This window comes from Pseudomonas pharyngis (assembly GCF_021602345.1).
GTDB classification, from domain to species: domain Bacteria; phylum Pseudomonadota; class Gammaproteobacteria; order Pseudomonadales; family Pseudomonadaceae; genus Aquipseudomonas; species Aquipseudomonas pharyngis.
Genome location: NZ_BQID01000001.1, coordinates 431,457 through 444,310, shown reverse-complemented (window position 1 = coordinate 444,310; position 12,854 = coordinate 431,457). Strand labels below are relative to the sequence as shown.

12 protein-coding genes and 1 pseudogene are annotated in these 12,854 nt (G+C 60.4%); 5 read left to right on the top strand and 8 right to left on the bottom strand.

The features are described 5' to 3' along the window. Window positions 1-8 precede the first annotated feature (8 nt). From L6D74_RS02075 to L6D74_RS30055, 3 genes and pseudogenes are all read left to right on the top strand, one after another. Complete coding sequence (locus tag L6D74_RS02075; RefSeq protein ID WP_236187566.1) at window positions 9-929, top strand: LysR substrate-binding domain-containing protein; 921 nt, start codon at window positions 9-11, stop codon at window positions 927-929. A 180-nt stretch (window positions 930-1,109) separates the two neighbouring features. Continuing rightward, window positions 1,110-2,231 (top strand): annotated as a pseudogene (locus L6D74_RS30060) (Cache 3/Cache 2 fusion domain-containing protein); the annotation flags it as partial. Beyond that, window positions 2,226-3,086 (top strand): methyl-accepting chemotaxis protein, encoded by an 861-nt coding sequence (locus L6D74_RS30055; protein WP_371855392.1) that lies wholly within the window; start codon window positions 2,226-2,228, stop codon window positions 3,084-3,086. The pseudogene L6D74_RS30060 and the gene L6D74_RS30055, both read left to right, overlap by 6 nt. A gap of 14 nt (window positions 3,087-3,100) precedes the next feature. On the opposite strand, the gene L6D74_RS02065 is transcribed toward L6D74_RS30055, so the two are convergent. The 7 genes from L6D74_RS02065 to L6D74_RS02035 all read right to left on the bottom strand — a co-directional run bounded on the left by L6D74_RS02065 (window position 3,101) and on the right by L6D74_RS02035 (window position 11,145). Next, window positions 3,101-3,814: a phosphocholine cytidylyltransferase family protein gene (locus L6D74_RS02065; RefSeq protein WP_064600367.1), complete on the bottom strand. Its 714-nt coding sequence runs from the start codon at window positions 3,812-3,814 to the stop codon at window positions 3,101-3,103. A gap of 19 nt (window positions 3,815-3,833) precedes the next feature. Further along, window positions 3,834-4,430, bottom strand: a complete 597-nt coding sequence (locus L6D74_RS02060) for a gamma-glutamyl-gamma-aminobutyrate hydrolase family protein (protein ID WP_064600365.1) — start codon at window positions 4,428-4,430, stop codon at window positions 3,834-3,836. Beyond that, entirely contained in the window at window positions 4,427-6,742 is a 2,316-nt protein-coding gene (locus tag L6D74_RS02055; protein ID WP_064600363.1) for a PEP-utilizing enzyme, read from the bottom strand. The genes L6D74_RS02060 and L6D74_RS02055 overlap by 4 nt, the downstream gene beginning before the upstream one ends. A gap of 6 nt (window positions 6,743-6,748) precedes the next feature. After that, on the bottom strand, window positions 6,749-7,498 hold the full coding sequence (locus L6D74_RS02050) for a class I SAM-dependent methyltransferase (RefSeq protein ID WP_236187564.1): 750 nt from the start codon (window positions 7,496-7,498) through the stop codon (window positions 6,749-6,751). Further along, window positions 7,495-8,043, bottom strand: a complete 549-nt coding sequence (locus tag L6D74_RS02045; RefSeq protein WP_064600359.1) for an adenylyl-sulfate kinase — start codon at window positions 8,041-8,043, stop codon at window positions 7,495-7,497. The genes L6D74_RS02050 and L6D74_RS02045 overlap by 4 nt, the downstream gene beginning before the upstream one ends. 73 nt (window positions 8,044-8,116) lie before the next feature. After that, window positions 8,117-9,283: a hypothetical protein gene (locus L6D74_RS02040; protein WP_085647041.1), complete on the bottom strand. Its 1,167-nt coding sequence runs from the start codon at window positions 9,281-9,283 to the stop codon at window positions 8,117-8,119. Window positions 9,284-9,651: 368 nt separating this feature from the next. Next, window positions 9,652-11,145 carry a YifB family Mg chelatase-like AAA ATPase gene (locus tag L6D74_RS02035; RefSeq protein WP_236187563.1) on the bottom strand — a complete coding sequence of 498 codons (1,494 nt, stop codon included), beginning with the start codon at window positions 11,143-11,145 and terminating at the stop codon, window positions 9,652-9,654. A 195-nt stretch (window positions 11,146-11,340) separates the two neighbouring features. Between L6D74_RS02035 and L6D74_RS02030 the strand changes: the two genes are divergently transcribed. Continuing rightward, entirely contained in the window at window positions 11,341-11,529 is a 189-nt protein-coding gene (locus L6D74_RS02030; protein WP_276574939.1) for a HigA family addiction module antitoxin, read from the top strand. 303 nt (window positions 11,530-11,832) lie between these two features. Here L6D74_RS02030 and L6D74_RS02025 read toward each other — a convergent pair whose 3' ends face one another. Continuing rightward, window positions 11,833-12,093, bottom strand: coding sequence for an accessory factor UbiK family protein (locus L6D74_RS02025; RefSeq protein WP_007920416.1), 261 nt, complete (start codon window positions 12,091-12,093; stop codon window positions 11,833-11,835). Window positions 12,094-12,491: 398 nt separating this feature from the next. On the opposite strand from L6D74_RS02025, the gene glnK reads away from it, so the two are divergent. Then, entirely contained in the window at window positions 12,492-12,830 is a 339-nt protein-coding gene (glnK, locus tag L6D74_RS02020; protein ID WP_002555808.1) for a P-II family nitrogen regulator, read from the top strand. Window positions 12,831-12,854 lie beyond the last annotated feature (24 nt).

The following is a 12,854-nucleotide window of genomic DNA, read 5'->3' as shown; positions in this document are numbered from 1 at the left end:
CGCTGTGCATGTCCCGTCGTCTTCCGCCCTTGTATGCCCTGCGCGCATTCGAAGCGGCGGCTCGCCACAGCTCGTTCACCCGGGCTGCCGAAGAGCTGTCGATCACTCAGAGTGCAGTGAGCCGGCACATCCGCACGCTCGAAGAGCATTTCGCCTGCCGCTTGTTCCACCGCAGCGGGCGCAACCTGCAACTGACCGAGTCGGCACGCCTACTGCTGCCGGGCATCCGTGATGGCTTTGCTGCGTTGGAACGAGCCTGCAATACCTTGCGCGCCGAAGATGACATCCTGCGCATGAAAGCCCCGTCGACCCTGACCATGCGCTGGTTGCTGGCGCGGCTCAGTCGTTTTAGGCAGTTGCAGCCGGGCAACGAGGTGCAGTTGACCAGCGCGTGGATGGACGTGGACTCGGTGGACTTCAACAACGAGCCCTTCGATTGCGCGGTGTTGCTCAGTGACGGGCATTTCCCGCCGGACTGGGAAGCCAGCCTGCTGTTTCCAGAGGAGCTGATTCCGGTTGGCGCGCCGAACCTGCTCAACGATCAGCCGTGGGACGTGGCGCGGCTGGCCAGCGCCGAGCTACTGCACCCGACGCCGGATCGCCGGGACTGGCGCAGTTGGCTGGAACACATGGGACTGTCGGAACAGGTGTCGCTCAAGGGCGGGCAGGTGTTCGACACCCTGGAGCTGGGCATGATCGCGGCAGCCAGGGGCTATGGGGTGTCCATGGGCGATCTGCTGATGGTGGCCGAGGATGTCGCGCAAGGGCGCTTGAGTCTGCCCTGGCCGACGGCGGTCGCCAGCGGACTGAATTATTACCTGGTGTGGCCAAAGACCCGTCCGGGAGGTGAACGTTTGCGCCGCCTCAGCGACTTCCTGCAAGGCGAAGTCCGCGCCATGGCGCTGCCGGCGGTCACGCGCTTGAGCTGAATCGTTCGAGCCTGCACAATGCCGGCCTTTCGCCATAACCCTGCTGTTCGCTCAAGTATTCGGTTTTACCGCCGAATACGTGCATGTGGAACCGTCGTGCCGGTCTCCACGATTCACCCCCATTAGAAAATTATCCGAGCTGCGATCAAGGAGGATCGGAAGTTCGGCCAGGAGCTGTCCATGTCTCAACCTCGCGCTCGGATCGCCTCGCAGCTGGGCCTCGCGCTCGCCGTGATACTGGCGATTGTCATCAGCGGCAGTACAGTCTTTGCTTTGCGTTCGCTGGATACCGCCAACCTCGCCACTCGTGAGGAGCACCTCGCCAGTGAAGCGCGTCTGCTCGCCGACCAATTGAGCACCTTCCACGGCACGCTGCGCGAAAGCACCCAGCGCCTGAGCGGGTTGTTCGAGAAGCGCTTCAGCGCCGGCCTGAGCATTCATCCGAGCGAGCCGGTCAATGTCGCCGGCACCCAAACCCCGGGCCTGCACCTGGGCAGCGAAGTGTTGAACAACAACTTCAAGGAAGTCGACGAGTTCAAACAGATGACGGCCGGTGTCGCCACGCTGTTCGTGCGCAGCGGCGAAGACTTCATTCGCGTCAGCACCTCTCTGAGCAAACAAGACGGCACCCGCGCCATCGGCACTGTGCTCGACCATGCTCACCCGGCCTATGCGAAATTGATGGCGGGGCAGGGTTACGTCGGTCGCGCCTTGCTGTTCGACCGTTCCTACATGACCCAATACACCCCGGTGCGTGACAGCAGCGGCAAGGTGATTGCGGTGTTGTTCGTCGGTTTCGATTACACCGACGCGCAGAACGCCCAGTTCGCCAATCTCAAGCGCTTCCGCATCGGCCAGACCGGTTCGCTGGCATTGCTGGACGAGAAAAACCAATGGCTGGTGGCCCCGGCGGGCGTGCAGGCGCTGGATCAAGCGATTCCGGTAATCAACGATCTGGCGAAAGCGCCGGGTAAAGGACAGTTCTGGAGCGACAAGTCCGAAGATTTCTACAGCATCGCCGTGCCGTTCGAGGGTGGGCCGTGGTCGGTAGTGGCGAGCATGCCGAAGGCGGAGATTCGCGCGGTAACCTGGAGCGTCGGCACCCAACTGGCCATCGGCAGTCTGTTGGCGATGTTGCTGGCGGTCGGTTCCGTGGTCTGGTTGCTGCGTAGCAAACTGGCGCCACTGGGCGATCTGGTCCGTCAGGCCGAAGCCTTGGGTGCCGGTGATTTGAGCGTGCGCCTGAGTGTGTCGAGCAACGACGAGATTGGTCAGTTGGCCCGCGCCTTCAACCAGATGAGCCAGGCGCTGTCGACCATGGTCGAGCATATCCGCCGCGCCTCCGAAGAGGTCAACCGTCGGGCTCAGGCGCTGTCCGGTCTGTCCGGCGGCGCCTATGAAGGCATGGAGCAACAGTCCGGCGAGATCACCAGCATGGCCGGCGCGGTAGAGGAGTTTTCCGCCACGTCGCTGAACATTGCCGACAACATGGGCAACACCCAGCGTCTGGCCCAGGAAAACGCGCAGCAGACCCAGATCGGTCGCACGTCGATGGAGGAAGCGTCTTCATCGCTGGAGCAGATTGCCGGCGCACTGAACACCACCGCGACCGTGATCAACACGCTCGGTCAGCGTTCCCAGGAAATCGGCGGCATTGTCAGCGTGATCACCTCGATTGCCGAACAGACCAACCTGCTGGCACTCAACGCTGCGATCGAAGCCGCCCGTGCCGGCGAGCAGGGTCGCGGCTTTGCCGTGGTGGCCGACGAGGTACGCAGCCTGGCCTCGCGTACCCGTCAGGCGACGGATGAAATTTCCAGCATGATTCACAGCATCCAGCAGGAAACCGGCAACGCCATCAGCAACATGGAGCAGGGCAACCTGCTGATGCAGGAAGGCCTGTCGCGAAATGCCAACGTGGCGTCGGCGCTGGCGCGCATTGACGAGCAAAGTCGCTCGGCGGGTGAGCAGTTTGCCGCGATCACCACCGCGACTCAGGAGCAGAGCAGCACCGCGACTTTGCTCAGCAGCAACTTGCAGAGCATCGCGATGGCCAACAGCGAGCAGCGCGAAGTGGTGTCGAACCTGGCCATCACCGCCAAGGAACTGGAAGGCCTGGCAGCCGACCTGCGCCAAGAGGTCGACCGCTTCCGTTGAGGCGCCGTGCCCGCTTACTGGTAAGCGGAGAGGTCTTCGCTGGAGTCGACCTCTCCCCATTCTCCGCTGTAGGCCACGGCCGAGACCGGAACCCGACCCGCATCGATGACACGTTGCAGGGTGTTGGTCATGTGCATCTTGTCGCGTTGTTCCGGGGTCAGTTCGGCTCGTAGCCGAACGACTTCTGCCCAACCCTCAGGGGTGAAGCGCAGCAGCCCCATGTACTGACCCTGAACTTCGTCCACCGATTGCGGCTTGTTGCCGATTTCGGCCAGCGTACCGGCGTCGGTCAGGCGGAACGTTTCGGCATCCAGCAACGGATCGCCGAAACGCTGCGTCCACAATTTCAGCCAATGGGGGTCGTAGGTGACGGCCAGCGATGCTTCGTTGGTCATCAACGACTGAACGGCGTCCGGGCTGTAGAAAATATCGGAATAACTCACGATGCACGGCTGGCCCTGCAACCAGGATTCGGCGTACGCCAGCGACGACACCATGTTGGTGTCCGCCCAGCGTGGGTTATGGAATTCGATCAGGCCACGCTCGGCCAGCCACTCTCTTTTATAGCCGGTCACTATGGCGATTTCGCTGATGCCCGCCGCGCGCAAGGATTCCAGCTGCCATTCGAGCAGGGCTTTGCCTCGCAGTTCGACCAGGCACTTGGGGCGCTCATCCGTGAGGCTTTTCATGCGACTGCCACGTCCGGCAGCCAGAATAATGGCTTTCACAACACGTCTATCCCGTGGGTTATTGAATGGAGTCAGGTTCGCCGAACAGCTGCCGGATACGTTCAAGGTCGTGGGTGGCAAAATCCGCTTCGCGCTCCGGGTGCCACATCCAGCCTTCCCAAGGCAGTTGAAGGTGGCGGATGGCTTCGATTTCACCGTCTTCGCTGCGCGCCATGACGTCGAAACCCTGCGGGCAACCGGCAAGAGCGAGGCCGTGATAGCTGTTCACCTCGGCGACGATCCGGCCGGACAGCTGATGCCGGGTTCGCACATGACCGGTCACCGGTTTCAACTCGCCGCCAGCCTCGTGCGCCAGCATCTGCATGCCGCGACAAATGCCCAGTACTGGCAACTGACGTTCGCGAGCGTGATCCAGCAACTCGCTCTCGGTACGGTCGCGGGTCGGGCACTGACCGATGTCATTGCCACCCGACAGCACAATGGCGTGTGGCGCGACGGCCGCCAGCCAGTGATCGAGCGGCAAGCCGTTGGGCACGGGTACCGGAATGAAACCGGCTGCCAGAAGGAACCCGATCAGTCGCTGATCCAGCGCATCCCGGGTTTCTCCTCGCTCTGGATAGCTGTCCACCCGTTGACTGACTGCGACCACCTTCATGTCATCATCTCCACCCGCCGGCCCGGGCAATCCAGGTGCAGGAAGTCCGCGGTCGACCAGCGACGGTAAAGCACTTCACCCGCCCCAATGACAGCCGGCAGGCCAAGCTCGCCGGCACGGATTGCCATGTGCGAATTGGCGCCGCCCCACGCCGTGATCAATCCGGCGATCGGGTAGGCGAACAGCCAGTCAAACCCCGGATCCGCGTTGGGAATGCAGACGATCGCCCCGGCGAGTTTGTCCCGGTCGTCGCACAGCACAACCGGTGCGGTCACGCGTTTCTGGGTGATGAAGTTGGGCGCCGTTTCCGGCCACTCGAAGCCCCAGACATCTTCCGGCCGGGTAATCACCGGCGGCAGGGATACCTTGAGCGTCTCGGCGTAACGCGCCTTGCCCTGTTCAATGCTGCGCAGCAGCACTTCCTTGGGCTCCGCTGCCGCCACGTGCAGTTCGGTGAAGGCACGGATGTCGCAATAAGCAAGATCTTCGCGCCCGATACCGTGCTCGGCACCGACTTGGGCAATCAACGCCAGTGCGTCGGACAGGTTGCGGGTGAAGTGAAACTTGGCGAGTTCGCGAAGTTCGATACCGTTCTGCAGGAAGTCCAGCAAACCCACCGGATCCGGCTGCAAGCCATGGGCTTCGAGCAGTTTCACGATCTCGCGCATCTGTGGCAGCGTCAGCGAAAACGGTTGAAGCGGTTCCGGAGCGGCGGGGCGCTGGGTCCAGTCGAAATAGAGTTCCGGGGCTTCATCGTAACGGGGAGACAGGATGTCGTAGGTGCCAGGTCGCAAATGGCCGTAACGCGCGAGGAAGGTCGTCTTGTCGAGCGTTGCCCGGTCGCGCGCCAGCTGCCCGCTGACGGTTGAAACACCGGCCATGAACGCATCGTAGTCGGCTTGCGAGAACACGCCCACGGACACCAGCGACCTGAGCATCTGCACGGCGACGAAACCGGCGCGCGCCAAACCGGCGAACGGCAGGGTGCCATAGCGTTTCGCGTCTTCCAGCAGCCAGTAAATGCGCTCCAGCGGGTCGGCGTCGGAGGCCATCAGCTCTTCACGACGGGCATTGAGCACATCCAGCTTGTTGGCATCGCTGCGCCACAGACCGTCCTTGGGATGGACGATGCGATTGGTCAGCTTGCGCAGGCTGGTGCTGATTGCCTCCAGCTCGTGGGGCTGAAAGCCTGCATCGGCGAGGCGCTCCAGTTGTTGCGAGAGATCGAGGGTGTAGCACGAGAACACGATTTCGAACTCCACCTTGTCGTGGAGTGTCGGTTCGGCCAGCAATCTGTCGATGTAATAGTCGACCAGTCTTCCCGCCAGATCCTCATCGAGGTCCGCCGGAATGAACGAGTTGAACGACAGGCGCACATCGATATAGGGCAAGCCGAAAAAGTGCGGCATCAGCGGAAAGCTGCGCAGGTTGCGGTAGCCGTAGTTGTGCCGCTGGTAAGCCCAGATGGAATCGGTCACCAGATCGCGGTACAGCGAGAGCGCCAAAGGTTTGGGCCGGATTCCGATGATCTCCGCCGGGTTCCAGTCAGGCATCACGCCATAGACCGTGCGCTGGCCGATCAGGAACGGATGCGGTCGCATGCCGCGTGCGACTTTGCGCTGAATGCTGTCCAGGCGGGCCGATTGCTCGGCATCGGTCTCCGGACGGGAAGGCAGGATCAGTGGCCGGGCCTGTAACAGCCAGAGCACTTCGCCTTCGGTTTCACGGGTGACTGCAAACTCGCAGTCGACGGGCTCGCCACCGAACAGTGCCAGCAGCTCTTCGAGCAGGCCAACCACGGGCGCGAGGGCGGCGGGCGCTGCAATCTTGCTCTGGGCAGCCTGTTGCCAGAGCCGCCCGCCCATGCCACCGGTCACCGAGGCCGTGTCGCTGCCTTCCGACCAGTTCACCACGCGATAGGGCGCGCAGGTGTTGGGGTCGTGGGAAAAGGCCACGCCGGAGCGCAGTACGTTCCCCAGCATGGGCTGAATCAGTATTTCGTCCGCCGGAAACGCCTCGCCATAACTGGCGATGACCTGTTCCACCGCCGGGCTCAGCCCTGCATCGTCGACATTCGGGATCGACAGGAAGGCGCCCGCGAAGGACGCCTGGGCACTGTCTTCACGCCCGCAACTGGAACGCACGATCCATGGGGCGGCCGGCAGCCGCTCACCGACCGCCTGGACACAGGCTTGCCGGTTCCGCCGCCAGTCCGCCACGGTGAATGCCAGCAGCGGAGCAATACGGGCCGAGGTCAGCCGTTCTTGCAGGCTGGACAGCGTCCCGGCCTTGGTAGAGAAATGCAGGGCCATCAGGCGTTATCTCAGCTGGGCAACCCAAATGTTCGTCGAGTACGGAATCTGGATCGAAGGCGTCTTCAGGCCTTTGAGGTAGTCGTCGATGGCGCTGATCACTTCATGGAAATTCGCACCGGCCTGACGCTCCAGCGTCGCGTGGGAGCGCCAGGCTTCCAGGCATTCTTCGATGCTCTGCTCGTGAATGACGCGGGCATCCAGGTGCACGACCGGGCCGAACAGTTCGCTGGCGTCGATCACGGCCGTCTGGTCTTCGCGGCGGGTGCCGTAGCCATAACCGGGTACGCGATCCTTGATGATGGCTTCGATCCGGGCCTGGATCGGGTCTTCGAGGTTGCGGTGGTTCCACATGCAGGCGAACCAGCCCCGAGGCTTGAGAATGCGCGCGGTTTCCTTGAGGGCCTGCTGGCGGTCGCAGACGTTGAACGAGCTGCCGAAGGTGACCATGTCGAACGCCTGGGTCGTTTGCCCGGTCGCTTCGCCAGTGCCTTCGTGCCATTTGACATTGGACAGCTCGGCAGTGCGCTTGATGCCGTTGGCGCGCATCGCGTCGTTCGGCTCCACGGCGGTGACGTCCAGACCGCGAGCGGCGAGCATCAGCGTCAGGTGTGCAACACCGGCGCCGACGTCACAGAATTTGTCGCCCTGTTCGGCCCCTGCGATCGAGAGCATGGCATCGATGGCAGCATCGGCGTAGTCAGGGCGCTTCAGGTAAGCGTCGGCCAGGGTGGTGTAATCCCATTCGGTTTTCATGCCGGATTCCTTGTGTGAATTTTATTGAGTAGATCGTCTGCCAGGTCTTGCCTGGAGCGCAGCGGGTCGAATTCGACCAGCCAGTCCGCTGCCTGCGGTTCATCCACAGGCAAGTCGAGACCGGCAACGTTGTGCAGTTCACCGGCATGAAACCGGCGGTAGATGCCCTTGGGATCCCGGCGACCGAGTTCCTCTACTGGTACTTTGAGGTAAACCTCGAAATAGCCAGGCAGGTGGGCACGGTTCCACGCATGAACTTCACGAAACAGCGAAATCGTTGCGATCACCACGGTGTGGCCTTGTGCGGCGATCATTCTGCAGAGGTGGGCGTATTGCATGGCCAACGCGAGTCGCCCTTCGCGGCCATGGTTCTGCGAGCTGGCTGCGGTGGCGCCGAACACCTCGCGCAGCTCGTCGCCGTCGAGCATCACGACCGATTCCCCGCGGTTGCGCAGACGGGTAACGAGATCACCGGCCAGCGTTGACTTTCCGGCGCCTGAAAGGCCCGTAATCCAGATTACCTGTGCGTGAGGGTTACATTTCATAGCGTTCTGACCAGTGTCCGGTTTGGATACCTGGCGTGATGAAGCCGTGGCCGGTTCAACACGCAATGCAAGTTCAATCACGCTCTTTAATATTGCCAAAAGAGTCGATGGTTAGTTGGCAGAACATCGAGTCGTGCCTGTTTTCAATCAAGTCGTGAAACACATCCTGCGGTAATGGCAAGTTGCTGTATTGACGCTCATAGAACTTTTTGTAAATGAAGTAGCAGTCTTCAGGGGACATCAGGCTGAAACCGAGTGCCAGCTCTTTGAGTTCTTCGCCGTTTTTGGCGATGGGCAGCAAGTTGTTCATTTGCTGCAGCCAGACGTCGACGGTCGGGTTGGACTCGTCGGTCGTCGGAACGTAATAGATCGGCAGCTTGCACGTGTTGAGCATGAACGAGACACCGCCGGTCGAGGCATCGGTGATGATGGTGTCGCACTGTTGATAGAAAACCGTGCTGCTGGTGCCTGTCGTGTCGATGGTGATCCATTCATACGCCGAGAGCTGGTTGCACAGGTCCTTCAGGGTTGGATGCTGAAGGTCGGCCATGTACGGACGCAGGATGAACCGGGCGTGAGGGATCTGTGATTTGACCGCGTTGATCACGGTTTGCAGGTTCTCGTACAGGGAGGCGCCGCTTGGGCAGATTCCCAGTTGGGTCGGCAGCAGTCCGACAACGAAATCATCCGACGCCTTGTTTGACCCGGGAGCGGATTCAAAGAATTTCGGAACCTTGATGGGCAGAGTCGCGACCGGACTGGTCTTGCGCAGGTCGGAGCGCAAGGCTATGCCATCGGCAATCAGCGATTTCAGGGCCTTTCTGTCGGGTCTGTAGCGTTGCAGGCCCGATCTGATCAGATCAAAACCCGATCGGGACGAAGAAATGACCACATCCCAATAGGACGTCAGTTCGGCGTAGTAATACTTGTCTTTGGTCGGCATTCCCACATTGCCGTGGGTCAGGAAAATACCGAAGTTCGAATCGTCGAGCAGTCGGCCAATCCAGGCATCGTTTGAAATGACGACTTGCGAGGCCAGGTTCGCGATGACTTCGACTTCAACCTGCTCAACCGGATAGTCAAGGATCTCTTCTGCCTCCTGCCTGCTCAGGCCGGTCTTGTCGGTCTGCAGCACGATGCAGTTGTAGGCGTGGCGCAGGGCATTGAGCGCCGGGATCAGGTATTCGAGGTAGGTTTTTCCGCCACGGGTGACATTGCTGATCAAATAGACGTTTTTCATTAATGACTTGTACTTTTAAAATTTGCCGTGGCAAAAAAGTTGGATCAGCTGGATTGCGCGTAGACAACTGATTGATATTGTCTTGACGCGTTCGCCATTGAAAATCTGTCATCGACAGTTGTTTTAATTCTGCCGTCTCATGATGATTTTATTGATTAAGTGTATTGCGCCCGCTGGGCTGAAGAGTTCTTTTCCATGATGTGTCGCCTCCATTTTATATTGCTTTAAATTTTGAAGTTTTTAACTAAAAGCTCTGGCGCCTGATGAACAGCGCCGTCGTTATATCACATCTTGGCTAATGGCTATCAGCGCGTGCGGACTTTATTTTCAGCTGGCACAGGTCGCCTCTAAGCTGCCTGTCCATCCCGTCATTGCGTCGCTGGGCGATACTGCAGCGCTTCGGCCAGATGCTCACGTGATATGGCATCAACCTTCTCTATATCGGCCAGTGTCCGTGCAACCTTGAGCAGCCGATGTGCTGAACGCAGCGACAGGGTCAGTCGCTCACAGGCTGACTCCAGCCAGGTTTCATCGGCTGTGGATAACTTGCAGTGCTTCTTCAGCCCCGGCAAATCGAGAAACGCATTGGCACAGCCCTGGCGTTTTTGCTGACGCTCGCGGGCCTCGGCGACCAATGTGGCCGCGCTGGCGCTGTCTTCTCCCGGTTTCACGGCAGGGTTCAACGCTGTCGCCTCCCGCGCTACTGTCAGGTGCAAATCGATCCGGTCCAGCAACGGCCCCGACAGTTTGTTGCGATAGCGCTGCACCATGTCCGGTGTGCATGAGCATTTGCCGCTCGGTTCGCCGAGATATCCACAGGGGCAGGGATTCATCGCCGCGACCAGCTGGAATCTCGCGGGAAACCGCACCCGTTCCTTGGCCCTTGCGATCACGATGCAGCCGGATTCCAGCGGTTCGCGCAGCACCTCCAGCACCTTGCGATCAAACTCGGGCAGCTCATCGAGAAACAGCACGCCATGGTGGGCGAGGGTGATTTCGCCGGGCTGAGGTTTTGAACTGCCACCGACCAATGCCGGCCCGGAAGCCGAGTGATGCGGTTGGCGGAACGGGCGTTGCGGCCAGTGAGTCAGCGGCGCGCCACTGGCGACGGATTGAATCGCCGCCACTTCCAGCGCTTCACTCTCGGTCAGCGGTGGCAGCAGCCCTGGCAAACGACTGGCCAGCAATGTCTTGCCCGTCCCCGGTGGCCCGCTGAACAGCAGGTTGTGGGCGCCGGCAGCGGCAATCAGCAGCGCCCGTTTGGCCGCCAGTTGGCCCTGTACTTCATTCAGGTCGGGATAAGGTTTGGCAGCATGGATCAGCCCGTCCGAGACATAAGGCTCGACTGGCGTATGCCCGTTGAAATGCGCCACAGCCTCCAGCAGATGATCCACCGCAATCACCCTCAGTCCCGACGCCAGACAAGCCTCCTCGGCATTCGCCCGTGGCACCACCAGCGTCCGCCCGGCCTTGCGTGCCGCCAGCGCCGCCGGCAAAACCCCGCGCACCGCCCGGACTGCGCCGGATAACGCCAGTTCACCCAGACATTCCACGTCATCGAGCGTCAACGTCGGCACCTGCACACTCGCCGACAGAATCCCCAGCGCAATCGCCAGATCGAACCGCCCGCCATCCTTGGGCAGATCCGCCGGCGCCAGATTCAACGTGATCCGCCGCGCCGGAAACTGCAGCCCGGAATTGATGATCGCACTACGCACCCGATCCTTGCTTTCCTTCACCGCCGCTTCGGGCAGGCCGACCATGGTCAGCGAGGGCAAGCCGTTGGCCAGGTGGACTTCGACGGTGACGGCGGGAGCATCCACGCCAATCTGGGCGCGGCTGTGGACGATGGCGAGGGACATGGTCGTTCCTTGAGTTGAATCGGGGGCCGCTTCCTGCGGGTTTTTGAAGGGTAGTTGAGCGGGGTTCTAGCGTTTGAGTAGAGGTTTACAAGACGTATCAGAAAGCGGTTGTGCGGGCCTATGCATTCATCTTCTGCCTGCTAACAGACCACTTGGCTCAAGCTCAGGTCCGTACGTAACGGCAACTGGGAGCCGTTGGGCATGACTGTCATGGACTTGGCCATGCCCACAAACTGGCCTGAAACCGAGATCGAGAAGCTTGTGAAATGCCAGCTCAGGATCTGCGCCGATCTGGCAATCAGGCTGGCCATTCACCTCAACACCACGACTGAGTTCTGGATGAATCTTCAGTCGACTTACGATTTGCGAAAAGCTGGAGTTTAGAGAGGAGCTTCCGTCCGTGATCAAGTGGAGTGGCTGGCGCATTGCGCTTGATCTGAATTCAAGGTCGTACGGCGGGGAGCTGAACAGTTGCTGTGACTACTCCTCAGAAAACCGATTGTTGCAGCTATCTCGAGGCGAAAAAAAACCGCCTTGAGGAGACGGTTTTCAGTTGCAGGCTTCGGTGAGGCCAAGGCCTGCGCATCCTTAGTGGACACACTCGCGTATCCCGAGGTTGTGCATGTTTGATCGCTGGCGCAAGCATCAACGAAATTCCGCCAGCCAGTGGCAGGCTGGGATGAAGACTCACTCAGCCGGCGGCGTCAGCTTCGCTTCCATCTCAGCCACCTTCGCCTCAAGGCTCTCGAGCCGGGCGCGAGTGCGCGCCAGCACCACCATCTGACTGTCAAACTCTTCACGGCTCACCAGGTCGAGTTTGCTGAACGCACTTTGCAGCAGCATCTTGAACTGGCTTTCGATTTCGGCTTTTGGCAAGGGCGTGTCGCCGCTGAACAGGCGGGAGGCGGTGCCGCTCAGGGCGTCGAGGAAGTCTTTGGGCGCGAGCATGGGATATGTCCTGGAAACAATGGCCGGCAGTGTATCACGCAGTGTCTATAGTCATTGGCGCAGGCACGGATGCACGCTTTTCGCGCAACGGGATGCACGGCCACGCACCGTTGTTGTGCGTATCCGGAGTGCCATTTGGGTGATGGCATCTGCGGCAGCGGCCAAGGGATTGAAATCAGTGGTTTTTGGCGAGATGGCAAGCTTTCTGCTTAGTCACCTTCGACCCATGCACTGATGCAGTCGCTGTGACGAATGCAGTGCGGCAGACGGAGCGGGGAGTTTCGTCTGGAGCGGTTAGCTGGCGTCGACAACGAAGCGTTACAAAGCCAGGCACTGCGCTTAGACTTGAGTCGGGTTTGTTTTCCTGGGGCAAGTCCACCAATTCGGGAGAGAGTTTCATGAAGCTAGTCACTGCCATCATCAAGCCGTTCAAGTTGGACGACGTGCGCGAGTCGCTGTCCGAAATCGGCGTGCAGGGCATTACCGTTACTGAAGTCAAAGGCTTCGGTCGGCAGAAGGGTCACACCGAGCTGTATCGCGGCGCGGAGTATGTGGTCGATTTTCTGCCCAAGGTGAAAATCGACGTTGCCATCGACGACAAGGATCTGGATCGGGTTATCGAGGCGATAACCAAGGCTGCCAACACTGGCAAGATCGGTGACGGCAAGATCTTCGTGGTCAATCTGGAACAGGCGATCCGCATCCGTACCGGCGAAACCGATACCGACGCGATCTAAACGCCGCCACAAACCCAACGCCCC